This is a genomic window from Tardiphaga sp. vice154, assembly GCF_007018645.1.
In the GTDB taxonomy this organism is placed as follows: domain Bacteria; phylum Pseudomonadota; class Alphaproteobacteria; order Rhizobiales; family Xanthobacteraceae; genus Tardiphaga.
The window spans coordinates 5,503,967-5,528,330 of record NZ_CP041399.1; the positions used below are offsets into that span (position 1 = coordinate 5,503,967).

The 24,364-nt window shown below is 58.7% G+C and carries 18 protein-coding genes and 1 pseudogene; 8 read left to right on the forward strand and 11 right to left on the reverse strand.

The features are described 5' to 3' along the window. Window positions 1-84 precede the first annotated feature (84 nt). Both FIU28_RS25740 and FIU28_RS25750 read right to left on the reverse strand, forming a co-directional pair. Window positions 85-355: pseudogene (locus FIU28_RS25740) on the reverse strand (hypothetical protein); the annotation flags it as partial. 767 nt (window positions 356-1,122) lie between these two features. Beyond that, window positions 1,123-3,033 (reverse strand): diguanylate cyclase domain-containing protein, encoded by a 1,911-nt coding sequence (locus FIU28_RS25750; protein ID WP_143576407.1) that lies wholly within the window; start codon window positions 3,031-3,033, stop codon window positions 1,123-1,125. Between the two features lie 667 nt (window positions 3,034-3,700). Between FIU28_RS25750 and FIU28_RS25755 the strand changes: the two genes are divergently transcribed. Beyond that, window positions 3,701-5,662: a methyl-accepting chemotaxis protein gene (locus FIU28_RS25755; protein WP_143575819.1), complete on the forward strand. Its 1,962-nt coding sequence runs from the start codon at window positions 3,701-3,703 to the stop codon at window positions 5,660-5,662. Between the two features lie 1,026 nt (window positions 5,663-6,688). Here FIU28_RS25755 and FIU28_RS25765 read toward each other — a convergent pair. Further along, window positions 6,689-7,429 (reverse strand): class I SAM-dependent methyltransferase, encoded by a 741-nt coding sequence (locus tag FIU28_RS25765; RefSeq protein ID WP_168209976.1) that lies wholly within the window; start codon window positions 7,427-7,429, stop codon window positions 6,689-6,691. A gap of 175 nt (window positions 7,430-7,604) precedes the next feature. Further along, complete coding sequence (locus tag FIU28_RS25770) at window positions 7,605-8,582, reverse strand: Bug family tripartite tricarboxylate transporter substrate binding protein (protein ID WP_168209977.1); 978 nt, start codon at window positions 8,580-8,582, stop codon at window positions 7,605-7,607. A gap of 124 nt (window positions 8,583-8,706) precedes the next feature. Between FIU28_RS25770 and FIU28_RS25775 the strand changes: the two genes are divergently transcribed. Further along, entirely contained in the window at window positions 8,707-9,594 is an 888-nt protein-coding gene (locus FIU28_RS25775) for a LysR family transcriptional regulator (protein ID WP_143575888.1), read from the forward strand. A 1,045-nt stretch (window positions 9,595-10,639) separates the two neighbouring features. Here the strand turns inward: FIU28_RS25775 and FIU28_RS25780 are convergent. Both FIU28_RS25780 and FIU28_RS25785 read right to left on the reverse strand, forming a co-directional pair. After that, the gene (locus FIU28_RS25780) at window positions 10,640-11,491 is read right to left on the reverse strand and encodes a YdaU family protein (RefSeq protein WP_143575850.1); all 852 of its coding nucleotides are present in this window, start codon (window positions 11,489-11,491) and stop codon (window positions 10,640-10,642) included. A gap of 147 nt (window positions 11,492-11,638) precedes the next feature. Continuing rightward, window positions 11,639-12,670 (reverse strand): hypothetical protein, encoded by a 1,032-nt coding sequence (locus tag FIU28_RS25785; protein ID WP_143575851.1) that lies wholly within the window; start codon window positions 12,668-12,670, stop codon window positions 11,639-11,641. 177 nt (window positions 12,671-12,847) lie between these two features. Here FIU28_RS25785 and FIU28_RS25790 point away from each other — a divergent pair, with 177 nt between their 5' ends. The 3 genes from FIU28_RS25790 to FIU28_RS25800 are packed head-to-tail and all read left to right on the forward strand — an operon-like array spanning window position 12,848 to window position 15,125. Then, window positions 12,848-13,294, forward strand: coding sequence for a DUF2924 domain-containing protein (locus FIU28_RS25790; protein ID WP_143575852.1), 447 nt, complete (start codon window positions 12,848-12,850; stop codon window positions 13,292-13,294). Then, window positions 13,291-14,688 (forward strand): recombinase family protein, encoded by a 1,398-nt coding sequence (locus FIU28_RS25795; protein ID WP_143575889.1) that lies wholly within the window; start codon window positions 13,291-13,293, stop codon window positions 14,686-14,688. Before FIU28_RS25790 ends, FIU28_RS25795 begins: the two co-directional genes overlap by 4 nt. Further along, window positions 14,685-15,125 carry a hypothetical protein gene (locus FIU28_RS25800; RefSeq protein ID WP_143575890.1) on the forward strand — a complete coding sequence of 147 codons (441 nt, stop codon included), beginning with the start codon at window positions 14,685-14,687 and terminating at the stop codon, window positions 15,123-15,125. Before FIU28_RS25795 ends, FIU28_RS25800 begins: the two co-directional genes overlap by 4 nt. A gap of 383 nt (window positions 15,126-15,508) precedes the next feature. Here FIU28_RS25800 and FIU28_RS25805 read toward each other — a convergent pair whose 3' ends face one another. Both FIU28_RS25805 and FIU28_RS25810 read right to left on the reverse strand, forming a co-directional pair. Further along, window positions 15,509-15,889, reverse strand: a complete 381-nt coding sequence (locus tag FIU28_RS25805; RefSeq protein WP_168209978.1) for a flagellar biosynthesis repressor FlbT — start codon at window positions 15,887-15,889, stop codon at window positions 15,509-15,511. 104 nt (window positions 15,890-15,993) lie between these two features. After that, the gene (locus FIU28_RS25810) at window positions 15,994-17,580 is read right to left on the reverse strand and encodes a flagellin N-terminal helical domain-containing protein (RefSeq protein ID WP_143575892.1); all 1,587 of its coding nucleotides are present in this window, start codon (window positions 17,578-17,580) and stop codon (window positions 15,994-15,996) included. Between the two features lie 332 nt (window positions 17,581-17,912). Between FIU28_RS25810 and FIU28_RS25815 the strand changes: the two genes are divergently transcribed. Next, window positions 17,913-18,503: a hypothetical protein gene (locus FIU28_RS25815; protein WP_143575893.1), complete on the forward strand. Its 591-nt coding sequence runs from the start codon at window positions 17,913-17,915 to the stop codon at window positions 18,501-18,503. A 250-nt stretch (window positions 18,504-18,753) separates the two neighbouring features. Beyond that, the gene (locus FIU28_RS25820) at window positions 18,754-18,990 is read left to right on the forward strand and encodes a hypothetical protein (RefSeq protein WP_143575894.1); all 237 of its coding nucleotides are present in this window, start codon (window positions 18,754-18,756) and stop codon (window positions 18,988-18,990) included. Between the two features lie 417 nt (window positions 18,991-19,407). On the opposite strand, the gene FIU28_RS25825 is transcribed toward FIU28_RS25820, so the two are convergent. The 3 genes from FIU28_RS25825 to mddA all read right to left on the reverse strand — a co-directional run bounded on the left by FIU28_RS25825 (window position 19,408) and on the right by mddA (window position 22,541). Continuing rightward, window positions 19,408-19,824, reverse strand: a complete 417-nt coding sequence (locus tag FIU28_RS25825) for a hypothetical protein (protein WP_143575895.1) — start codon at window positions 19,822-19,824, stop codon at window positions 19,408-19,410. Between the two features lie 1,074 nt (window positions 19,825-20,898). Then, a complete protein-coding gene (locus FIU28_RS25835) occupies window positions 20,899-21,732 on the reverse strand; it encodes an alpha/beta fold hydrolase (RefSeq protein ID WP_143575897.1) in 834 nt (277 codons plus the stop codon). A 29-nt stretch (window positions 21,733-21,761) separates the two neighbouring features. Further along, complete coding sequence (gene mddA / locus FIU28_RS25840; protein WP_143575898.1) at window positions 21,762-22,541, reverse strand: methanethiol S-methyltransferase; 780 nt, start codon at window positions 22,539-22,541, stop codon at window positions 21,762-21,764. Window positions 22,542-22,682: 141 nt separating this feature from the next. On the opposite strand from mddA, the gene FIU28_RS25845 reads away from it, so the two are divergent. After that, entirely contained in the window at window positions 22,683-24,257 is a 1,575-nt protein-coding gene (locus tag FIU28_RS25845; RefSeq protein ID WP_143575899.1) for a winged helix-turn-helix domain-containing protein, read from the forward strand. The last annotated feature ends 107 nt before the right edge of the window (window positions 24,258-24,364 follow it).

The following is a 24,364-nucleotide window of genomic DNA, read 5'->3' on the forward strand; positions in this document are numbered from 1 at the left end:
TACGAATTAATAGGGGTACGATCATCAGGATAGAGCAGACCGGAGCGTGGATCAAAGCATGTTAGCCGGCGTGCTGATTGGTGTGCGAAAAATCCTAGCCAGTTGTGGCACGCAGGTGGTCGGCGAATGATGTAGCGCCGCCAGATCGACGTCGCTCGGCGTCTTGCAGCGCGCGCATTCGATTTCGAGCCACGGATAGCCGCCATGGATGGCTGGTCGACGGTTGGCGAGGGATCGATCGGTTCGCCGACGCTCCCCCATCCGTTCGTTCCAGCTACGGCAGGCGAGGTTGTCGGCGCGGCGTATCATTTCTACCCCCTTGGCTGCGCAACTCGGCCGATTGCCGTGCCAGCAGCCGTCGTCCTCATGGCTGCCGGTGCGCTACGTGCAATTGGTGTCGAGCAGCTTGCGGCCCACCTCCTTCCAAGTGCTATGCGGGCCATACAGCCTGACGGCGTCGGCGGTCTGGATCTCAATGGTGCGGTCGCAGCGCCGGCATCACACCAGCTGCAGATGGCGCGAAATCTCCGCCAGCCGGCGGCTCTGGATCGGCACGCCCCCAGCGCGGCTGCGCGGCTGCGCAGCACGGCGTCCCACTTGGCTTCGGGCAGGGGATCGGCCAACCCAGCCGCCGACGGCGCGGCCTCCGTCGGCCGGGCGGCCTCGGCGGCAAGTTTGTCCATCTGTTGCGTCATAGCGGCCCGTGGTCGATGTAGCCCTAAAACGAGAGGTCGCTATATGTATTAGTTCCGCTGATTGCTCGGTTGCAGATGCTGCCGGCAGGTGGGCTTTCGGATTAAAAAACCAAATATTTTGCGTGCGGACCACCCTAACCGGTCCGACGCCCCTAACCCTGTGAGTTTTCACCCCCCCCCTTCATCTCGGAGCGGCCACCAAAAGGCCCTAGGCCATGAAACCATAAATCCGCCAGGCTGATGCCGCGCCAGAGTCCGCTCTGCATCGATAGTCGACGTGCTGCTGCGCAGCAGCACCACGACGTGCCAATAGCGGAAGAGATTGATCTTAGGTCACTTGGCGGTTCGCAGGTACTTGGTAGCGCTATGAAGGTGGCCGATTGTTCCATCAGTCGAGACCGTGGTGTTCTTGATGGTTCCGAGGGCCTTAGGCATTCCTTCCCTTCGACAACTCTACTATTGTGCCCGACGTCACTAGTCGATCGCGCCCCTCATCCTTCGCAACATACAGTGCTCGATCTGCTGCCTCGACCAGCCATGAGCTTGACGCTTTGGCGTCTTGGACGAAAGCTATTGCGCCTCCGATGCTCACGGTCACTTTTTGGGATGGGAGGTTCGCCTGATGATCGATGCCAAGGACGGCAAGAGAGTCCCTGATCTTGCTTCCCATCAGTTCGCATCCGGCGCGATCGGTATCGGGCAAAAGCAGAATAAACTCTTCTCCGCCGTATCTTGCCGCTACGTCGGCGGGTCGTCGAGCCGCTGCGGCCAGCGCCTGCGCAACAGACTTCAGGCAAACGTCACCAGCCTGATGTCCGTATCGATCATTGTATTTCTTGAAATGATCGACGTCGATCATTAGCAGTGACAATGGAGTGCCATCCCGTCGCGCCCTTGCCCATTCCCTCTCCAGTTGTTCGTCGAAATGTCGGCGATTGGCTATTCCGGTTAGGCCATCTAAGGTCGCAAGCGAAGACAGCTTCTGCTCAAGGTCTTTATGCTCCGTCATATCGCGCGATATCGCGACGACGCCGTTGATGGCTCCCGTTTCATACTCCCTGGTGACGCGCATGGTGGATTCGATCCATACCTCCGCTTTCTCCCGATGACGGCTGCGATACACGATCCGGGCGTCTTCTTCTTCGCCCCGCTTCAAGGCTGCCACCAGCGCCTTTACCCTCGGGAGATCTTCCGCGTTCACGCCCGCCAGCGCCGGCGTCCCCATTAGCTGTTCCGGTGGCCAGCCCACCACCCGGCTCGATGACGGCGAAACATATTGAATGCGCTCATCCATTCCGATGCGAGTGACCATGTCGCTGGATTCCTCAGCGAGCAAGCGAAAGTCCGCCTCTTTGGCTACAAGTTCAGCGGCCATTCGTTGACGCACCTGCAATTGCCGAACGAAAAAGACGCCAATGACGGCAATTATGAGCAGCAGTGCGAGGACGAATGTCATTCGCACGGCGGCATCCTTGCGCCACGGGGCCAGCACCTCATCCTGTGCTTTGGTAGCTAGGATCAGAAGGGGAAAATGCTCGCTCGTCCTGTAGAAACTCAGCCGTTGGACTCCATCCAGGGGCGATGTGAAATAATACGCGCCCGACGCTGGACGCGCGGCACGATCCTTAAACAACGGTGTGTTCGACAAATCCCGTCCGACATAAGTTCCATCATCGGGGCTGCGCGCGAGCATGATGCCATCGGCACTGAGGAGAGAAACCGCGCCCTTCTTTCCGAGATCAAATCTATCAAAGAATTTCACGAAGTATGCGACGTCAACGGTGGCCAACACGACGCCCGCAAAGGAGCCGTCTGGATGGTTGAAACGCTTTGAGGCGGTAATGATCCATTGTCCGCCGGAACGACTTTTTACAGGCCGGCCGATCAGCAAACCGCGATCGTCTGATTCAGCGTGACGGCGAAAATATTCCCGATCGCTGTTGTTCAGACCGTTCAGGCTCACCGGTTCGGTCGTTGCGAGCCAACGTCCGGTCTCGTCGTAGACGAACAGGCCGCGGATACGGCCCAGTTTTGGTCTGCGCATATCGATGAAGGTCTGAAGCCGCGTGATGGCTTCGCGGCCATTGCCGTCGACTTCAAGTCGATGGACGACGCCATTGAGAACCGTGTCGGCCAGTTCGAATGTATCGGCGGCGTGTTGCGCGAGCGACTGCGCAAGGTTTGCCATGTCGATTTCTGTATTCTTTAGCTCAGCGTTCCTCGTGGACCATTCCCGCCAGCTACTCATAGCGAAGATCGCAACGCAAATGAGCGTTAGGAAGACTGCAGCCCAAATCGGCAATTGTAGGGCAGCGTGTTCTCGGCGGACGGAACTCATCGGGCCGCAAATCTCTTCGAAGGGGATGCAGATAGGCATCACCTTTCCATTAACGTGTTAATTAGCTGTAAAATCTGTAATCTTGTTAGTAGGACGACATAGAATCTGAGGACGCCCACAGGTGAAACTCGGGAATTCAAAAGGCTGACACCTTCAAACTACGGACCCGGGTGTCGTTCGCCAGCGCCTCCGTTCCCTATCTGTCCGCTACCGGTCAAAAGCTGAATTTCTCGGAAGCCATTAATTCAGGTCCGCTATGGGTCAAATGGCGACCTCAGTCTTAGCCCCGGCATGTCTGTACTGCCCCTAAGAGCGGACATGTCCATGACTGACCGCTTCGCGCCAGAAGCGGTCCATGGCCGAAGGCGTATCCGAAACGCGAGGTGGCTTTTGTATTATTTCCGTTGAATGCTCGGGTGCGGATTACGCCCAGCAAGTGGGCTTTTCAGATTAAAGAAACAACTTTTTGCGTGTAGACCACCCTAACCGGTCCCATGCCCCTTCCCCTCAGAGTTTTGATACCCCCCCTCCGTCGCTGAGCGAGGTACTGGCGATCATACAGTTCAGCCGGGTATCCCTTAATACCTTCTTCACGCTAACTCCCTAACTGTTGTGGGATATTAGCGGTGCAGCAAAAAGTTTATTTCGGGGGGGGTCGAGGGGCGACATGCAGACACTCACGTCCATTTCAGCACGTATGGTCCTCGCAATCACGCTAGTGGCGGCTGGTGCCTGCGGCGTCGTTGCTGCCTTCAGCTCATGGCAACAACAGGCCATCGTCGATGTCGCGCTGAACCGGGAATCGCAGAACGACTACGCCAACTTGACCGCCGCGCTCAACGCTGACACACGGGCCGCGCTTGCCGTCGCGGACGCGCTGGCGTCGATGCCGCAGCTCAAGGATGTGGTGCGCGCCAGGGACCGGGCCGGCACGCTCGCATTACTCAAGGAAGCCATGCAGCGGATCACGCCGAGCGGCCTAGAACTGATCACCATCCAAATTCCGCCGGCTGTCGCCTTTGCGCGCGCCCACAATGTCACCGCCTTCGACGACGACTTGTCGGCGCGACGCAAGATGGTTGTGCAAGTGATGAATACCGGGAAGGCCGTCGGCGGCATCGAGGCCGGGCGCGATGTGCTAAACATTTTTGGCACCAGTCCGATGCGCGACGGCAATACTGTGGTCGGCACGGTCGATATTGGCGCGCCGTTCGGTAAGACATTCGTCAACAGCATGAAGAGCCGCTTCAAGTTGGACGTCGCGATCCATCAGCTCGACGGGCAGTCCACCAAGACGCTCGCCACAACGCTGACCGGTGCGACCGCTGACAGTTCCGCCATCCGCCGCGCCATGGGCGGTGAGACAGTGATCCAGTTCGGCGAAACCAACGGGCGTCCCTCGGCCACCACTTTCGGGGTCATCAGGAACTTCTCGGATCAGCCGGTTGCGGTGTTCGAGATCGTGCGCGATGTAACCGCCTACGCGGCGCTGACGCGCAGCGCGCTGACTTGGCTGGTCATCGCTTCTGTGTGCGTGCTGCTGCTGGCGGCGGGCATCGCGACCTTTGTCGGTCGCGGCATGGCGAAACCGATCCGCACGCTGGAAGCGGCGATGCGCGCCATAGCTGCCGGCAACCATGCGGTGGCGATTCCCGGCGCCGGCCGCAAGGACGAGATCGGCTCCATGGCCGGCGCCGTGGCAATCTTCAAGGAAGGCCTGATCGAGACGGATCAATTGCGCGCGGCGCAGGAGCAGCAGCGCGAACGCAGCCAGGTGGAGCGCCGCGATAGTATGAATGCGCTGGCGGCGAGGTTCGAGTCCGGTGTCGGCGGCGTGGTTGACGCCGTGGGATCCGCGGCCGGCGAACTCCGCAGCACCGCGCAGTCCATGGCCGCCACCGCCTCCGACGCTACCCGCCAGACTGCCGCAGTCGCCGCCGCTTCTGAAGTTGCCACCCAAGGCGCGCAGGCCGTCGCCGCCGCGATCGAGGAGCTCAATGCCTCGATCAGCGAGATCGCCCAGCAGGTCAATGAATCCGCCCGCGTTGCAGGCGACGCCGTTAACCAGGCCAACGCCACTAATGCCGAAGTCCAGAGCCTCGCCGCCGCCGCGCAAAAGATCGGTGATGTGGTAAACTTGATCAGCGAGATTGCTGCGCAGACCAATTTGCTGGCGCTCAACGCCACCATCGAGGCGGCGCGTGCTGGCGAAGCCGGCCGCGGCTTTGCGATAGTCGCGTCCGAAGTGAAAGCACTGGCGACGCAGACGTCCAAGGCGACCGACGAAATATCGGCGCAGGTCAGCGCGATCCAGAACGCCACGCGGCAGTCGGTGGGGTCGATCCAGGGCATTACCGCGACCATCGGCAAGGTCAGCGAGATCGCCAGTGCGATTGCTGCCGCGGTCGAAGAACAAGGCGCGGCTACCCTGGAGATCGCCCGCAACGTCGCCGACGCCGCCCGCGGCACCGGCGAAGTTTCGGAAAACATCGTCGGGGTCAATGAAGCCGCTCGCGAAACCGGTGCCGCCGCTTCACGCGTCGTGGAATCCGCCGCGGACCTATCGCAGAGCGGCAAAGATTTGAAGACGCAGGTCGATGCATTTTTGCGGGAAGTAAGAGCGGCGTAGTACAAGGGCTAACACGATCTCAGCGTTAATCGCCCGGCCTACGCTCTTTTGCAAGATCAGCAAGCATCCTTTGAAGCCGCCGCCGAGCTCTCGTTCGCTTCCCGTTCATGTCGATCATTCCGATGCTCGCAAAACTGTGGACTGATCAAACAAGGGCAGACGGCTCTCGTCTGGCACTGAGATCCTGCTCGTGCTCGCCGGCCTAAATCCAAATTCTGATGCGATGCGCATCATGATTTCAGCCTGCCGATTGGCGATCGAGATCTAGGGCGATTGCATAGGGTAGCCGCTTTGACGCGCGAGCGTTTCGAAGCAGCGGTCGCTTGTATCGTCTGACTCTGTGGTTACGCGGTCATCCCATGCTTTGACAGCATCTATGCAGGCGGCACGTTATGAGCAGTAGAGACGGCCGACGGCAAAACAACGGGAGTGGCTTTTTGTATTAATTCCGCCGAACTTTTCGCTGGCATCAGACGCGTTGACGGATCGGGAGCAAGTGGGCTTTTAGTTGTTAAAAACCGACTTTTTGCGTGTGGACCACCCTAACCGGTCCCGCGCCCCTACTCCCTAGAGTTTGTGCCCCCAAACATCTCTGGCATCGGCAAATAGCAAGAGCCACAGCTTCCCGCGCAGCTGGTGAACCACCGAGCTGCGCCCTCATTCCTCGCCACCACGCATTTGCGCTGGCCGCATCACGCACAGATGGCTTTCCGTATTGAGCTTTTGTTTCTTTCTGCATGAACCACCCTACCGGTCCGATGCCCTATCCCTTGTAGTTTTGGCGCCCCCGGCCGCTCCCCTGCAGCTAGGGCCGCATCGCGCCAGAAGCCGTCATTTGCCGCCGAACAACTAACACCAGGGCCGAACAGCGGGACGCTTGCAGCCAGCATGACGCTCAGCGCGATGGCTTGCCGTCCTGCGCCGTGGCTTGACCGCTGATTGAGCAGGTTGACCTCGCCATCCCAAAGATGTCGCTAATGATATTCATCCTGATTGGCCCAAAAGCGTCTGTTTAATACACTGAACTCAGGATGCCCCTATCAACGGCCTCCTTGCCGCCGTCAACAACAGTTCATTGGGGCCTTCCCAGCCATTTGACGTTTCATAACGGCCAAGGGCCCTCTCCATATCGGCCCATGCGGCTTCTGCTTTCTCGGCGTCAAGGTCATTCACAATCTGCACGATCGGTGCCGCCGATGTCCGGATGAAAGCCATGTAGTCCTTGACGGAAGGAAGGGAAAACGGCGCGGCGATCCTGGCCGTTGCGATTTCGCGAAATCCTGCCTTCTTGAACAAGTCATCAATCAGACCTGACCTGCCAAGACTGAGCAGTCCGCCGGGCCGAAACGGGTCGCGTGACGGCAAACCAGCGTGGTTCAGCGCGATCGTCATTAGCGTAGTCACGCAGGGATTCGCCTCCGGCGCTCCGAAAACTATCGTACAGACGCCGCCGCCGGGCTTCAGCACGCGCGCCATTTCGCGCAACCCCTGTAGTGGATCGGGGAATAACATTAGTCCGAGTCGGCAGACCACCGCATCGAAGCTAGAGTCCTCGATCTGCAATACTTGTCCGTCCGACATGCGGGTCTCGACATGGCCGTGTCCCGCAGTGGCAGCCTCCTGCGCTGCGAACCTGAGAATCTCTGGCGATAGATCGGTGGCCAATACGTAGCCCCGGGGACCGACTCGCTCCGCGATATCCAGGGTCTGATCGCCCGCCCCGGCGGCCACATCGAGGACGTGGCTTCCCGGCTTCACGTCGGCCATTCCGAGCATGGCCTGCGTCGCTTGCCGCAACCAGGGCCGAATGACCGAGCCGGAGTTCCGCCAGCCTTGGGCTGCGTTGTCCCAATGCACCTGCATTGCCGCGGTGGCACCCCCGTTGCCGGTGGAAGACTCGCAATTCATGGCAGGCCCTTTCGAACTCTTGTTCTGGACGGGATCATTCTGGTTTGACCTGACCGTCGCGGACTATCGCTCTCCACTTGTCCACCTCAGTCTGCAGATGCGCAGCGAATACGTTCGGCGGGCCATTCACCGGCGTGTAGCCCAGCGTCGCCAGCCGATCTTGCACGTCCTGCAACGCCATGATCCGACCGATCTGCCGTTGCCTAAAATCGATTTTGTCGTCCGGGGTCTCCTTGGGAAGCATGAGCCCATTCCAAAATTCGACCTCATGGCTCGGTATGCCTGACTCCTCCAGCGTAGGAACATCGGGAAATTCCGGGGCACGCGTCTTGCTGGCAACGGCCAGCAGACGAAGCTTGCCGTCGCGTACGAGAGGAGCGACGATCGGAAGTGTGAGATGCAGAAGCTGGGTATGGCCGGCAACCGTCGAAGTCACGGCCGGAGGCCCGCCCTGAAAGGGGACGTGCACCACGTCAAGACCAAGAGTCTGTTTAAAAAGTCGCTCGCTTGCCAAATGTGGCGATGAACCATAGCCAGGCGAGGCGTAATTGTACTTGCCAGGGTTCGCCTTTACCAGCGCGATGAGTTCCTTGATGTTGGTTGCAGGCAAGGCCGGGTTGACCGCAATCGTTTCCGGGGCAGCAACCAGCAGCGTGACCGGCGCGAGACTGTCGGGAACCTGGTAGGAGAGCTTCACACCCATGGCGGACTGAACGACGAAGTTCTGGTTCACGATGACCATTGTGCAGCCATCGGGCAACGCCCGAGCGGCCGTCGCGGTGCCAATCATCCCGCCGGCTCCGGGGAGGTTTTCGACATGAGACTGCTTGCCGGCTTCGGAGAGCTTTTGCGCCAGCAATCGCGCGATCATATCGTCTGGCGACCCGGGCGGATAAGACACAATGATCTTAATCGGTTGCGGGCATTCAGCCCTGACGGGCTGCGCGATGGCCGACAACGCGAGACCGATCGCGACGATCCTTGAAATCAGTATCCGTCGAGGGCCCTTCATCAGTCTCTCCCGAGGTCGGCAGGCCGCAAACCGGGTTGGCGGCGCGTCAAAGCCTAGATGTCTATCAGCGTGATCGTAAGCCGCAGGATTGCGGTACCTCGCCGCAGAAGTGCATAATCGGACCATGTTTGACTGGAACGATCTCAAGTGTTTTCTGGCCGTCGCCCGGCACCGCAGCACGATCGCGGCGGGAAAATCGCTGCGGCTAAATCAGTCGACGGTTCAGAGGCGGCTCGCCGAATTGGAACGCGCTATCGGGCGCCCCCTGGTGCAGCGTCACCCGTCAGGATATCGCCTGACGAAATTTGGCGAGGAGTTGCTTCCCCACGCCGAACGCATCGAAGCTGCGGTGACTGATTTCGAGCGACGGGTCAACGATGAGGTTCATGATCTGACCGGTGTCATCCGCGTGACCTGCCCGGAGCCGATCATCGGCCGCATGGCGAAATCCTCGCTGATCGAACGCTTCCAAGCCCTCCATCCAAAGCTCCGGATCGAATTTGTGACGAGCGACCGATACCTCGACTTGTCGAAAAGCGAGGCGGATGTTGCCTTTCGGTCCGGCGATACCGACGACGAACTTGTAGGCCGCAAGGTCGCCGATTCGATTTGGGCCGTTTACGCAAGCCACAGTTACATCGAACTGCATGGCAAGCCAGCGACAGTGAATGATCTTCCGAACCATCACATTGTCGGCTTCGACGAAACGCTAAGCGCGCACCGCGCATCAGTCTGGCTTCGCAACGTGGCGCCGGGTTCAAAGATGGCCGCACGTACGACCAGTGTGCTGGGCCTCATCTATGCCGTGAAGTCGGGAATTGGCATCGGGCCGCTCCCCGCGTCTTTAGGCGATGCGGAGCCCGATTTGGTACGTGTGCTCGGGCCAATTGCCGAATTGTCACGAAGTTGGCGCCTGCTGACGCATCCTGATCTCAGACACGTTCCGCGCATAGCGGCATTCTTCGACTTCATTCTTTCAGAACGAGAGTTAGTCAGATCTATTTTGGCCTAACAGATCAGAATTCGTTTGAAGAACATGACCCAGCGGCCACCCTGCAGACGCTCGCTTAGCGCCAGAATCAGCCCGTGATTGATGGCGAGCTAAAAGGCTGGCCTAGTGCTTAGAGCCGACTTTTCAGATGGCTTTCTGTATTAATTTCCGTTGGATGGTCGGTTGCAGATCGCGCGCAGCAGTGGGCTTTTAGTTTTAAAAAACCAACTTTTTCTGCGTGTACGACCCTAACCGGTCCGATGCCCCTAGGCCGTAGAGTTTTGATACCCCCCCCCCCGAGAGCAAGCTCTGCCAGGACGGGGACTATTCCTCCCTGCGTGAGCAGCCTAACCAGTCCGATGCCATTATTGCCATCTTGATCACCGGTGTGCGCGCTGATGGGCTTTCTGGATTGAGGTCAGACTCTTTCTGGATGAAACACCCTAACCGGTCCGATGCCTCAGGCTGCTTTTGATCACCTCTCATGCGAGAGCCCGATGATATGCCTAAGCATGCCATCGGGCTCATGAACCTGTGGGCACTTCAGATCCGAGGCAGCCGAGCAATTACCCACTTCGCAAGGCGATTTAGCGTCTGCATCTTGGTCACAGTGGACCGAGTTGCGCCGTCGCAGGCTGGCTTCACGACGGAGCTCCCTGGTTTGCTCGGAGTTCGCTTCACAAATCCGAGGCGGTACACCGCATAGTGGTCGCTAAGCGTCACAGGCGTGAAGGCAGGGCTTGCTGAGAGCAGCTGAGGCGGTTCCTCGTCTAGTCCAAAGCCCTTGCCGTACTTTTCGATTAGATCGGCACGCGTAGGTCTGACCTCCTTTGGCCCTGCTATTGCGACCTTACGCGCTTCAATGGCCGAACTACCCCAATTGCGGTGCTTTTCGAGCTTCGCTAGCCAAGAGGACCTTTCGTCGCAAGCCGCTTTGACCTCAAACACGCTGGGCATGAACGTGTTCGTTGAGGGAAGTCCCGTGAAAGGGTGGCAGACGTACATCACGACCTCACGAGGGTACTCCGACAACACCGCCGCAATAGCAGATCCATACACAACAGGGTCATTCGCATCGCCCTGTCGGAAGCATCCGAGAAGCTTCTGAGCAGCCAGCAGCGCCTCCACCGCGGTCAGTTTGTTCGAAGGCTCTTGCGAGGGCGATTTGTCCGTCGAGGGCATCGTAGATCCGTCCTTGTTTGTGAGGTCGTCGTTGTCCGGCATTTGCTTGCTCCGGTGGGGGTGTGGTTGTGACAGGCAGAGGCCGCCGCTGACGGGCGTATGCCGTCGCGAAAGCCTTTTCGAAGTACGCGATTGGCTTAAGGTCAGTAGAGCGCTGAACGACGAGCTTGGTCTCTTCGACAATCATCGCATTTGAATAGCCGGCGGCTATCCACATGGCGGCCCGACCGTTGAGGCCGTACCAGCCGGGAGAAAGTTTCGATTGGTCGGCAAGGCCAGCGGCTTTCAGGAACGCAAGTGCGAGCGATGTCGCTTCGCTTGCCGGTTCAATTTCTGCAGCTGACGCGCCTCGCGTTCCCTCTTCATCGTTTATAATCTGATTGTAGATTGTGGTTGTGTGTTGCGGATCAGATGCAAGATTGCTGCGAGACAGATGCGACTTTCGTGCGTTTGCAGAATTCGCCTTAGATCTTTCAGCAACTTGGACCAATTCGCCCTCTAGCCGCTCGTGACGCCAGTCTTCCAAAAAGAAAGACTTTAGAACGGGCAGCGATTTGGACCATTGGTGGTTGGTCATCCGGGTGACGCGACGTGCAACCTCGTCGCTGATGGGCGGCGCCCCCTTCGACCAGTAATGCATGATCAGCAGAAGGTAGGCGCCGTGCTCCGCAGTGGTGAGATGCGCTGTGCCGGCCAGGTAATCTGCGATGTAAAGCGGCATCCAATGCCGCTTCATGGTCCGTTCCTGGATCCAGCTCGCATCGTACAGGTATTGAAAATCTTCATGATCTCTCCTCGCCGCGTGCTGCGGGCAAAGAAGCAAGATCAATTCTGTTGGATAATGTCTTGGGAGTTTAACGCAGCGAAACTCCGAAATATGCCGCTAGCGGGGATTATCTTTGAGAAAGGCGGTCGACAGCCGCCTTGCTTTGCTGGCGTGGGTGCCGCCGCCCTCGGCCTGCTCGGCGAACCTGCTGGCAATCGCCGCAATCGAGCCTCCCTCCTTCTCGTGCGCCTCCTTCATCTTAATGAGAAGCTTGTCGTCGGACATTTGATAAGCGCGCCCCTTGGGCCGACCGACCTTGACCTCCCTCGGCTCTTTCGATTCTTCCGCAGCGCCCGGAACGCTCAATTGCTCCGCTGTCGGCTGATGCGAGGCCTTCTCCCAGCCACGAACAAGGGCATCAAGGCGATCCTGCAACCCCGGCCGCTTACTTAGATCGATATAGCCCTGAGCCATGACCGTATATCTCGACCAGCGTTCAAGAGCATCTCCGCGGAAGTTGGGCGCCGAGGGCATCGGATCCGAGCCCATTAACCCGTATTCTTCGCCATACAACATCGATGTCATAGTATTCATCGATCCCTCCGCGCTCTCGGCAGCTTCCATCTGCGTTACCCGTTCGCTTGCTCCTGCGCAGGGTGGCGGCGCTCCGTGTTTTGGCGATTTGGCGCGCCAGGTGAAACGAGCGGGCTCGGCCAGTGATCTTGGACGAGCTACGTCATTCGATTTGCAAAATTCGACGACACTCGCACCGCTGACCAACGCCCCCTCGGCAACCCGTGTATTCCATCGGCCATTCGAATGTGGGCTCGAATCAGCGACTGCCATGCAGGACGCGTAAATATCGATTCGTGAGATCACAGTACCATTTTGATGGATGAAGGCGTCGGATGCGAAGCCATCCATGATGGCCCACTCGCCTATCCGGCGGACAACAAGGAGAGCCGGTTCGCCGCTGGATCCGGCCCACTCGTTAACAATTGCCCACAACGGCAGATACTTAGGTGCATTCGCCGCCATTAGATTCGCTGTCCAGTTTAACTGCTGGCCGTTTTCCTCCCTTAAAATCACTATTACAACCGATACGGCCATCAAACTTGTTGAGTAGCTCTCGGCGGAGGGCTTCAGCATGACGACAATATCTCCGCACAACGATCTGGCCGAAATCGCCGGCATCCTGGCGCTTGGCCTCCAGCGTCTTAATGCCCGCAAGTCCAGTCTCATTTTGCCGTCAAATCGAGATTCTCCGCTCGACTTCGAGCCCGGGTCACACGGTCATGGTCCCCGTGAACACGAGGATCTCCGTACGTGAATGACACCGTTTTGAACCAATTAGCCGCCCTTAAGGGCGCATCTGCCCCCGTTTTGAAGGCAAGGTGGCGGGAGCTGTTTGACAGCGAGCCGCCCCAGTACAACCGCCGCTTCCTGGAGAGCCGGCTGGCTTATCGAATCCAGGAGCTGGCCTACGGCGGCCTGGCCCGCGAGACGATCGACCGCCTCCGCGCCATGGCCAAGCAATATGAAACCAAGAGCATTGCCGAGCGCAAAGCTCGCCCGGTTCACCGGCCGATCGCCGGCACTCAGCTGATCCGGGAATGGCAGGGCATCTCGCATTGCGTGACGGTTCGGACCGACGACTTCGAGTATCTCGGCCGCCCCTATAAATCGCTGTCATCCGTCGCCCACGAGATCACCGGCACCAAGTGGAATGGCTGGGTCTTCTTCGGCCTCAAGAATCACCAGGTGAAATCATGAGCGCCCGCCGAAGGGGCTCGATCGAGCCCAAATCTGTTGCGGCCACCGCCGACCGAGGCCATCGATCGCCCTCTCATGACGCCGCGCCGCTGGTCCGCAAACTACGGTGTGCGGTCTACACCCGCAAATCCAGCGAGGAGGGCCTCGACATGGAATTCAACTCGTTGGAAGCTCAGCGGGAGGCATGCGAGGCCTTCATCGTCAGCCAGCGCGCCAAAGGCTGGACGCTCGTGCAAGACCATTATGACGACGGTGGCATTTCCGGTGGCACTCTAGAGCGACCTGCGCTGAAGCGGCTGCTCGCCGATATCGAGGCCGACAAACTGGACATCATCCTCGTCTACAAGATCGACCGGCTCTCCCGGTCGATGCTGGATTTCCTCAATCTGGTCGAGACGTTCGACCGGCGCAACGTCACCTTCGTGTCCATCACGCAGTCGTTCGACACCCGCAGCCCGATGGGGCGGCTGGTGCTCAACGTGATGCTGTCCTTTGGTCAGTTCGAGCGCGAGGTTACCGGCGAACGCATCCGCGACAAGGTGGCGGCCTCCCGCAAGAAGGGCATGTGGATGGGCGGCTGGACGCCGCTTGGCTACGAGGTCCAGGACCGCAAGCTCATTATTCATGAGGCTGACGCTGAGACGGTGCGGGGCATCTTCAAGCGCTTCCTGGTTCTGAAGTCCGCGACCTTGCTGGCGCGGGAGCTGGTGGCCAACGGCGCAACGAACCGATATGGCCACCTCCTGGATAAAGGCGTGCTGTACAAGCTGCTTAACAACCGGGTTTACGTCGGCGAGGCGGTCCACAAGGGGACTTCCTACCCCGGTGAGCACCAGGCCATCGTCGACCGCAAGCTCTGGGACCAGGTCCATGCCCTCATGAAAGACAGCCCTCGAAAGCGGGCTGCCAGCGCTAGGGCACAGACCCCGGCAATCCTGAAGGGGCTGCTGTTCGGCCCGGACGGCGCCGCGATGTCGCCGACCCACACCCGAAAGAGCGGCAAGCTCTACCGCTATTACATCAGCCAGAGCGTCATGAAGCGCGGGACGGACGCCTGTCCGGTTCGCCAAGTCCCGGCTGCGGAGATCGAGCGGATCGTCATTGAACAGATCCGGTCACTGCTGCTGTCGCCGGAGGTCATTGTGGCCACCTGGCGCGCAGCGCAGAAAGCCGGCACCTCGCTTGGCGAGAACGACGTCCGCAGTGCCCTGGTAGAATTTGAGCCTCTTTGGGCTGAATTATTCCCTGCCGAGCAGGCCCGCATCATCGAGCTGTTGGTCGAGCGGGTCGACATCAGCGTAACCGGCATCGATCTCCGTCTGCGGGTCGCTGGCCTAACCTCGCTTTGTAACGATCTCCGCGGCGCGACGGCCGCGCACCTAGAGGCCGCATGACCACTCAGCAGAACCTCATCGTTGGCAAATCCCGCCGCCCAACCCTCAGCCGAGATGGGCAGACGATCTCGGTCCACATCCCGATCACGCTGCGTCACCAAGGCGGCCGCAAACAGGTCGTGACACCGTCTGATGCCGCGCCGTGGATCCCGAGGGCCGCCCGCATCGACAGCACTCTCGTCAAAGCGATCGTTCGCGCCCACCGTTGGCGGCATATGCTGGAGTCTGGCCGTCACGCCACGGTACGGGACCTGGCAAAGGCGGAAAGTATCAATGAGTCCTACCTCAGCCGTGTGTTGCGCCTGACACTGTTGGCACCTGCGATAATCCAATCGATCCTTGAAGGACAGCAGTCCGATAGTCTCGAACTTGATGGGCTACTTGGACCCCTTCCGCTGAATTGGACACAGCAACACGCTCAACTGCTGGCAAAATAGCATCCGGTTCTGAGTGCAGAGCGCTATGAGATTGCAGGTTTTCGAAGCCGTTCTCTGCTTGGCTGGTTAATACCGTTCACCGCCAAAAATGGATGGCGATCGTTCACCGTAAAATCCTATGGACGCATGCGCTGCTGCGGCTCCGCACGCCGTCCATTGTCTGAATTTTACGGGCGATTATCACTTGAACTTGGGTCGGCCTCTGGGGCACGGATTTTACCTGAGGCTGCGGCTCGTGGGTTACGACGCTTCAATTTGAATATGGATCACCGGCCCGCAATGGCGTTCGCTTAAGGTGCCCCCGGGGCCGCCTGGATCGCAAAAAGCCGCGCCATCCCAAGGATGGACGCAGCCTTAGCCGCCGGCTTCAACCCTGCGTTGAGCTACCCGCCGATGTCTAGAGCAGTCCGAGGCTCAATTATCTTACGATACTCGCGTAGGGCACCGTAATATGACCCTGCGGCGACTTGTTCGTTGGCTTTCCGCACAGTGTCGCCCGCGGCGGGATTCTCCTTCAGAAGAGATTCCACCAATATAAAATATTTCTCGGGGTTCGATGTCATACCGAGGTAGAGGAGCTGCACCGCAAGGTAAACGCGCTTTGCCGGAGTGTCAGTGTCCTGCTCGGACATAGTGTGAGCTTGCCGAAGGATCGGAGCGGCGCCGTCGATCCTAAGTTTCGCCTTTTCATTCCAAATATTGACGACCTTGGTGTCACCGACCATGAACCACTCTTGGGGTTCGAGCGTCATTTTGAGGGGCATCGCAATTTCTCCAGCAGCCGACTTAGCCATGCTGATGGTTAACAAAAGGAAAAGCGGCGGAGTTTCCCCCGCCGCCCTGTATTTGCTGGTATAATTTGGCGAAATCAGCGCAGGAGCTGGAGGACACCCTGCTGGGCGGTGTTGGCGAGCGACAGCGCGGACACCGCGATCGACTGGCGGGTCGACAGCGCCTGGCTGTTGGCCGCTTCCTCGTTGGTGTCGGCGAGCGTCAGGTTCGACGCACCGGTCTGCAGCACGTTGATCAGGCTCTTCGAGAAGTCCTGACGGATCTGCACGACCGACAGGTTCGAACCGAAGCTCGAGGCCTGCGAGCGCAGCGTGGTGGAGGCGGTTGTCAGCGAGGCAAGGGTCTTGTTTGCCGCCGCGTTGTCGGTGAAGTCGGTACCAGCCGTCAGCTTCGACAGGCCGAGACCGCCGGGGCCGAACGAGACGCCGGAGATGCTGAGCTTCGAAGTGCCGGTTTCGTTGAAGGTCAGCTTCAGGGTGTCGTTGTTGAGCAGGTTGACGCCGTTAAAGGACGAGTCAGCTGCCGTGGTGGTGATCTGATCGATGACCTGGTTGTACTGGGCGATCAAGCTGGCGCGAGTGGCCTGCGAGGTCGGATCCTTTACGGCGTTAACGACGGACTTGCCGTTGAACGCGACGTTAGCTGTCGTGGACGAGGTACCGCCGACGGTGCCGATGTTGGCCGAAGCTGCATCGTTGGTCGTGGTGATCGAGATCGCGCCAGTGGTATCAATACTGGCCTGGAGGTTGTTCGCCGCCAGCGCAGTGTTGAGTCCGTCCAGAGTGGAAACCTGGTTGGCTGCGGTACCAAACGTGATCGACGTTGCGGTGCCGCCGCCGGTCGCCGCGATGGTCAGCGTTTTTCCGCTGAGCGCCGGGGTCGTGCCAGCCGCACGAGCCTGAGTAGCGCCCGTGCCCAAGCCGAGAGCGGAGAGTGCACCTGCATTCGAGCTGGTGATCGACAGATCGGAGGTCGTTCCGGTGTGGATCGTCAGCTTTCCACCAACGACGGTACCGGCCGTCGATGCACCCGTCAGACCGTCGATCTTGCCGAGCAAGTTGGTGACGGTGTCGCCGATGTTGATTTCGTTGGCACCGGAAGCACCCGAGGCCTTGAACGTCAGGGTCTGGCCGTTAACGGTCAGGGTGTCGTTTGCAGCGAAAGAAGTCGTGAGCGAGTCGGAGTTGGCTGCGCCGGAAAGAGTGGTTGCACCGGTGATCGCAGCGGGCGCGTTCAGGTTATTATTGGCAACTGCGCCGGTGAAGGTCGCATCAACCGGAGCGTTGCCGCCCAGGAGGTTGCTGGCGGTGGCTCCGGTGTTCGCGGCGGTCGTAATCGACGACTTGGTGTAACCGACAGTGGTCTGTAGTGCTTGGTTGGCGATCGACTTGGCGCTATCAACGAGCTTCTGGATCGAGGTGATGCCGGTGTTGGCGGCCTGCAAAATCTGCACGCCGTTGCCGATACCATCGAGCAGATTGTTGATGTCGCTCGAACGCGAATTCAAGGACGAGGCGGTGAAGAAGTTGGTGGGATTGTCGAGCGCCGAGTTGACCTTATTACCGGTCGAGAGGCGATTCTGAGTTTCCGACAGAAGCGATGCAGTGGACTGCAGCGAGAGCAGGTTCTGGCGGACAGCAGACGTAAGGGTAATGCCGGACATGTTTGAAACCTTCTGTTTGGATCATGTGCTAGATTCTTCTAGCGACGAGTGGAACATGAAGGACATTCTGTAAAAAAGTGTAAATAGAATTCGCGCAATGCAATCGGTTCGGATAGCGAACAGCGAACCTCAAAGACGCGGTTAAAGAATTGTTAAAATCATCGGCTCGCCTTAAATAGTGTCGGCGTCGCGGGTCGCGATGAATTGATGGCATTCCAGGCCAACACGATCCGCGCCGAGCTGACCGAGCGCGTTTTCCGCGAGATGGCCAACGGGAGCGCTTCATAAAACCCTGCTACGCAATAAGTAAAAGGATCAAACTGGAGGCCATGATGTCGAACAGCACTGACGACCATTACACTCGGATGAATGCAATGGAGCGAGTAAAATTGGCTCTGGCGAAATCCGTTTTGGGCAACGGTTTCAATGTGCGCGAGGATCACGTTAAAATCCTCGTTGAGGAATGCGAGCCTAGCAAGGAAGATAGCATGCGACGTTACGCCAAGCCCTTAGGGCAAACGATTCCGTTCGGTCACGAGCCGTTGGCTAGCGGCAGACGGTTATCCCTTACGGACTGGTGGGATGAAGGGGTGCTGCGAGGTTCGGGAAGCGGCGAGACAACTCTGTCTAGACTGCAGGTCGTTCGTGTTATGCGCGATCAGGACGGTGGCGCACATTTCGACGATCATCTCCAAGATGAGGTTTATCTCTCAGTGTACTTCAAGGGCGTCGGCTTCTTTTATAAGCCCTCAGCTGATGGCGAAGATAGTTGCCCTGTCGAAGGCGCTCTACAAGCAACCGTAACGCAGATGGTCCACGAGCTGATGGATATATTGCCGGGAAAAACTATCGCGGCCTCTATGGCACTAGCTCAGGCTTCGCAAAAAGGACCTCTAATAACTCAGTTATTCGAAATGGATTGAGGTGGTCAATCTTCGCTCAACAGCGAGCGTGTGCAGCACGGCCGATTGCCCGGATAGATGGCTGTCGGTAAAATCTTGTTTGCAGATGCACGAAGATCACTTCGTGGAGATTTTCACGCTTCGTTAACCATCCTGACCCAGTGTCTCGCGGGCTGACAGATTGTAGCGCGAGGACTGGCTATGAGACTAAACTTTTTGAATGTCGCTGCGGCCGCAGCATTGCTCCTAATGCCCGGGCTTGCAAAAGCGGATGATCGTGCAGGTGCGGCTATCGCAGGCGCGGTCATTGGTGCGATTGTGGCTTCTTCGATACCCGTCGAGCAACGAGAGCCTGCTCGTGAATACATCTACCGGGATCGTGAACGTCAACGGTCATACGAGTATTATGGCGATCTATCGCCCGGGCAGCGTTTTGGATATGGCCCGCATGGATCGCGAGAATTACCGCGTCAATACGGAGTTGAAGGATACCATTACGACGTCGTGAACCGAAGGGCTGTCGTGTTTCAACCGCACACACGTCGGATTATTCAGGTTTACGATGTGAATGACGAGGATTGATTTTAATGGCCCCTTAATCGGGGCCATTTTTCTGCATTTTCGAGATGCAGCCTGCCTATGTAGTGTCCATGTGGCCCGCGCTTGCTGCTCAAGACCGCGGAACTGTTCGTTTTCCGACCGCAGTGGGCTAATTTAAAAATAGCAGTGGCTTAGTTTGAATTAGTGGCGCTTGGTCAGGTATCACCGCTCTCCCACGGCAGTTTTCGGTGACAGAGAGTTCGGTAGCGCTCCCGCCATTTTGCGGAGCGGTGCGCGATGAGCGATTCCCTGAGGTATTCGTTGTTCTGCTTGCGGGTAGCCGCAGATTTCAGGAACTTTTCCAAGTTACTCCCTGAGGATGCGCTCAAAGCACGTTGTTTGCATTTGTCAGATATTTGGACGGAGATGGCAGAGCGGGCATCAGCTCTGCATTGAGGCCGCCTCGGTTACGAGTCAGCCAGCGTGGCAATGGCCCGCGCGCTGTTTCGGGCAGAGCGCGGCCAGCCGTCAACAGAATTATCATCCGCGAGTGATAATTGTTTTGACGGCAAGCGGGCAGCCTAAAAGATGGCTTTGAACCCTGAGCGCTTCTGACGCGATCAGGAGGCACTATGTCGATCGCAACGTCGCGTACCTGGTCGTACATGACCAGATTGACCGACGAGGTTGAGGCGCCGCCGGTGACCGCCGCAGTCAGCGCCTGCGCAGGAGCGCCCCAAAAAGGATGCTTCGGGTCGAATGCCGCGGGTGCGGCCATAGCCAATATCAAGGTGGTCGTCATAATCGTTTTCGGGGTGGACGTTGCTGCCTCCGGGTGTGGTTCTAGCAATGTGGGATAGCCGCGCCGAATTTCCAGCGCCGGCACGCTGCCACTCGGCGAGACCGCGTGGCTCTGAATGAGGCCGCTATGGCTTCAATTGGTAAGCCCGCTCACGGGACTGCTGTGCCTAGAAACACTCGCAGATCCCGCAAGCCAATCGGGCTCTGCGTCCCAGTTCAGCCTCTCTAGGTTCAGAGGCGTCCCACAGCAGTCGAGTGGTCTGGCCAACTGCCCGGCTGGTCGCGGCAAGCGACAGAAGTCGTCGTTGAACATCGCAATTGGTCTCCGACGATGTCCGACATCCGACAGGGATTCGAAACGTCAGCGAGATTGCAGCTGCAAACACCTTAAATGGCTGCTTTTAAAAACCGTACCAAATCGCCGCAGTACGAAGCTTTGGAGAAAAACGCCGTCTCCAGCCTAAAATCCCTGCAATCGGCGGTTCTCTCGTACGGCGCCACTTCTCGGCAAGGTTGTTTTTATTGGGCTTTTTGGCGACTTTTGGCCACGATCGCACTGGGAGCGCAGCTGCGGTGGCGGAGGGAGAGGAACTGGGGTCGAACCTTCTCCGCGTAGACCAGGGTGCTAGGCGGTAGACCAGCGTTTACAAGGACCGTCGCTAGTCGACCTGTTTGGCGGTTCCCATCTTGCACCACCTTTTGGAGGTACGGTTCTGATCTGGCGGCCCCGATCGGAGTGCGGCAGATGCCGCCTCGAGGGCGCGATGGAGGGCACAAGCCTTCCGCGGAACGAAAAGTCAAGAGCGTGGTATACCCAGCTAGGCCGCCCCCCGCTGCGGCCCATGATGGCCCTGCAAGCGACGTATGCCACGGGCCCGGCTCCCGCCGCTCCGCAGCTGACATTGAGCCGGTACGTCGTCCCGGCTGCCGGTTCCAGGATGAAGGCGCTTGTCATGAGCACCTATGCTCCAGGGCAGGCATTCGTGTGCACTACTGTGGGGAGCAATTCGACAACGACGGTACGCTCTCCAGCGCCCTGCGATGGTCTGATGGCCGCCGTCCAGCATGAAATACGCTACTTCCCTTGCACGGGCGACTTCATTTCTTCCTCTGCACGATGAACGTGCGCTGCAATGCGGCCGGCGATCTCGACGGCGTGCGTTACGATCACAAAATGCGTGGCGCCATCGATCGTGGCCAGAGTGGCGTTGCTCGTGAGTTCACAAACCAACGCGTTCGCGCGCTGCACGGCTTGAGGACTTGCCCCACCCCGAACGACGAGAAGCGGAATCTTGATCCTGTCGAGCAAAGCCGCCGACATCGGGAAGCCATATGCATCGGCCCAATCGAGAATATTGACCGGCGTTGTTTCCACGGCATAGGCGCGCAAGCGCGGCGGCCATGAGGCAAAGGTGCCGGCTCCCCCGTAAAAGTCGATCATCGCGGCGATCGCTTCGACATTTCCGCCCGCGAAGTCGGTCAAATACGCGTCGGTCATCCGATTGAACGCGCAATAATGCTGGTGCTCTTTTCCCTCTCGCAAAACGCCGACAGCCGGCGCCTCGATAACCACGAGGCTTGCGAGAGATACCCGGTTGCGGAGCGCTACAGCCAGCGCGACGAGGCCACCAAAGGAATGGCCGACAAGATGAACGCGGCCGCCGGCCCGGCGGATAACCGATTCCATCGCTTCGGCGTTGCGTGAAATCGAGGGATCGCCTGGGTTGCGTCGTTCGCCAGTTCCACCATAACCCAGCAGACTCGTGGTGACGCTTCGAAACTCGTTGCCCCACGCGGCGATGACCGGCCGCCACGCCGCGCCGGTGCTGCATGATCCCGGCAACAGCACCACGGCAGGGCCAGATCCGCATTCATCGTAGTCGATGCGGCCCTGCGCTTCGTTTATCATTGCGAACGGTCCTTTACGCCGGTGTTTATCTATCGAACAGACTTGCGCCAGGGCAGCAGCATCGAAACACGGTCCTTATAGCGGTGATAGTCCTCGCCGAAGAGATCGACCAGATCACGTTCCTCCAGCAGGATGCCGACGAAGATGTAGGCCGTGGTCACAGCCGCGAACAGAAGATGCCCGATTGTCATCGTGGCGGTGGCCCAAAATGCGATTATGAAACCAAGGTAGATCGGGTGCCGCACGAACTTGTAGTAAAGCGGAGTGCGGAAGCGCGGCGTTGGCATCGGGTGGCCGGTCAGGTTATTTGCGACCTGATGCAGCCCGAACAATTCGAAGTGGTTGATCAGGAACGTGCTCGTCAATACGATCAGCCAGCCGATTAATGACAGGCCCAGGAGAGCCATGGCGATCACCGGATTGGTGATTTCCCAAACCACGGCAGGGATCGGATGCCACTGCCAGAATAGCAGGACAAGCGCGAGGCTGGCCAACAACACGTACGTGCTGCGCTCGACCGGCTTCGGCACGAATTGGGTCCACCACTGCTTGAATTGCCTGCGCGCCATGACGCTGTGCTGAATGGCGAAAACCGACATCAGGACAAGATCGACGATGATCGCCTCCGGCATCGGCCCGACCGCTCCGGAATCGATGGTCTTGGGTACCATCAGGCCTGATACGAAGTCGATGGCGTAGAGGAATGTCACAAAGAATATGGCGTAGGATGCAAATCCGTAGACGAAGGCAAGAAATCTGCCGACTGGACTGCCCTTCGTTTCCTCGCCTATGGCCTGGATTTGGGTCATGATCTCTCTCCTCGGTCGGGATGCATCGGAAGTCACGAAGATGCAGGGACCTGAGATCAAAAGGCTTTGCCCGGAGCCCGATTTTTGCTTGAGATGAGCTTGATTATTTCTTGAGACGCGCTCGGGTCGGGAGCATCGCCATTGCAATTTATCTTTGCTAATCATAGGCTTGATACCGAACGGCGCGAGTTGCATCGGGGTTCGGAGCGCATCGCGGTCGAGCCGCAGGTGTTTGATCTGCTGATCTATCTCTTGCGGAACCGCGATCGTGTCGTCAGCAAGGATGATCTGTTCGCTTCGGTCTGGGGCGGGCGGGTGGTGTCGGAGTCGACGATCACCAGCCGGATCAACGCCGCGCGCAAGGCACTCGGCGATAGCGGCGAAGACCAGAAATTGATACGCACCGTTGCTCGCAAGGGCGTGCGTTTTGTCGGTATTGTCGATACCAGGTCAAACGGCGCCGAGCCGACTCACGCCGCGGCAACTCTGGATGAAATCCCCGAGCAGCCGCGCCCGGCGATGCCGCTGCCTGATCGGCCCGCCATCGCCGTGCTGCCTTTCGCCAACATGAGCGGTGATCCCGAGCAGGAGTATTTTTCCGACGGCATCAGTGAGGATATTATCACTGCGCTGTCGAAGTTGCGCTGGTTCTTCGTGATCGCGCGCAACTCGTCGTTTACCTACAAAGGCAAAGCCGTTCACATGAAGCAGGTCGCCGAGGAACTCGGCGTCGGCTACGTCGTCGAGGGCAGCGTCCGCAAGGGCGGCGACCGCGTGCGCATAACGGTGCAGCTCAACGATGTTGCAACCGGAAGTCATCTCTGGGCGGAAAAGTACGACCGCAACATTGCAGACGTTTTCGCGGTGCAGGATGAAATTACCGAGGCCATTGTCGCCGCGATCGAACCGCAACTCTATGCCGCGGAGAATTTTCATGCCCAGCGCAAACCGCCGGACAGCATGGATGCGTGGGATCTGGTGATGCGGGCGTTGTCGCATTACTGGCGGGTGACGCGACAGGATAATGTTGTCGCTCAGGCGCTGCTCGAGAAGGCGATCACTATCGATCCGAACTACGGACAGGCGCTTGGCGTGCTCGCCACGAGCTATACTTTCAGCGCGCATATGGGCTGGGCGGACATGGCAACTATTGTGCCAATCGCCGAACGGGCGGCGCTGGCGTCGATCCAGGCCGACAGTGAGGACCCTTGGGCGCATCACGCTCTTGGCAGCGTGTCGTTGTTCAAGCGGCGCTTCGAAGATTCGCTGGCTGCGTTCGAGTCGGCGTTGAGTCTCAATCCAAATTTCTCGCTTGCCCAGGGTTATTACGGCCTGGCCCTGTCGTACTGCGGTCGCTGGCAGGAGGCCTGTGTGGCGGCGCAACGAGCGCTGCGATTAAGCCCTCGCGATCCCTTCTCGGCAATTTTTTGCGGTATCGCCGCCTACTCCAACTTCGTCGGGCGCAACTATGACGAAGCAATACGGCTCGCAAGCGAGGGCATCCGACAACGCGGCGACTTTGTTGGTGGTCATCGGGTATTGACTGCAGCTGCCGGCATGGCTGGCCGCGACGATTTGGCCAAAGCCGCATTGCTCGAGCTTGAACGGGCGCAGCCTAATATTTCGCTTGGCTGGCTCGCCAGCCATATGCCGATCCGATACGACGCTGATCGCGAACATTATTTGGAAGGATTCCGTCGTGCGGGTTTGAAATAGTTGCGATTGGATGTTAATCGGCGTGAGGCTCGTTTCAGATTAAACTCGGAGTCAGACCGCCCGGATGCAGGGTCTGCTTTACCCCGCGAACGGACATCGCCAGACCG

What these genes read in the sequence shown, in the direction of transcription:
- FIU28_RS25750 (WP_143576407.1), bottom strand. Translation starts at nt 3,033, where the DNA reads ATGAGTTCCGTCCGCCGAGAACACGCTGCCCTACAATTGCCGATTTGG.
- FIU28_RS25755 (WP_143575819.1), top strand. Translation starts at nt 3,701, where the DNA reads ATGCAGACACTCACGTCCATTTCAGCACGTATGGTCCTCGCAATCACG.
- FIU28_RS25765 (WP_168209976.1), bottom strand. Translation starts at nt 7,429, where the DNA reads ATGGCCGACGTGAAGCCGGGAAGCCACGTCCTCGATGTGGCCGCCGGG.
- FIU28_RS25770 (WP_168209977.1), bottom strand. Translation starts at nt 8,582, where the DNA reads ATGAAGGGCCCTCGACGGATACTGATTTCAAGGATCGTCGCGATCGGT.
- FIU28_RS25775 (WP_143575888.1), top strand. Translation starts at nt 8,707, where the DNA reads ATGTTTGACTGGAACGATCTCAAGTGTTTTCTGGCCGTCGCCCGGCAC.
- FIU28_RS25780 (WP_143575850.1), bottom strand. Translation starts at nt 11,491, where the DNA reads ATGAAGCGGCATTGGATGCCGCTTTACATCGCAGATTACCTGGCCGGC.
- FIU28_RS25785 (WP_143575851.1), bottom strand. Translation starts at nt 12,670, where the DNA reads ATGCTGAAGCCCTCCGCCGAGAGCTACTCAACAAGTTTGATGGCCGTA.
- FIU28_RS25795 (WP_143575889.1), top strand. Translation starts at nt 13,291, where the DNA reads ATGAGCGCCCGCCGAAGGGGCTCGATCGAGCCCAAATCTGTTGCGGCC.
- FIU28_RS25800 (WP_143575890.1), top strand. Translation starts at nt 14,685, where the DNA reads ATGACCACTCAGCAGAACCTCATCGTTGGCAAATCCCGCCGCCCAACC.
- FIU28_RS25805 (WP_168209978.1), bottom strand. Translation starts at nt 15,889, where the DNA reads ATGCCCCTCAAAATGACGCTCGAACCCCAAGAGTGGTTCATGGTCGGT.
- FIU28_RS25810 (WP_143575892.1), bottom strand. Translation starts at nt 17,580, where the DNA reads ATGTCCGGCATTACCCTTACGTCTGCTGTCCGCCAGAACCTGCTCTCG.
- FIU28_RS25815 (WP_143575893.1), top strand. Translation starts at nt 17,913, where the DNA reads ATGTCGAACAGCACTGACGACCATTACACTCGGATGAATGCAATGGAG.
- FIU28_RS25820 (WP_143575894.1), top strand. Translation starts at nt 18,754, where the DNA reads ATGATCGTGCAGGTGCGGCTATCGCAGGCGCGGTCATTGGTGCGATTG.
- FIU28_RS25825 (WP_143575895.1), bottom strand. Translation starts at nt 19,824, where the DNA reads ATGACGACCACCTTGATATTGGCTATGGCCGCACCCGCGGCATTCGAC.
- FIU28_RS25835 (WP_143575897.1), bottom strand. Translation starts at nt 21,732, where the DNA reads ATGATAAACGAAGCGCAGGGCCGCATCGACTACGATGAATGCGGATCT.
- mddA (WP_143575898.1), bottom strand. Translation starts at nt 22,541, where the DNA reads ATGACCCAAATCCAGGCCATAGGCGAGGAAACGAAGGGCAGTCCAGTC.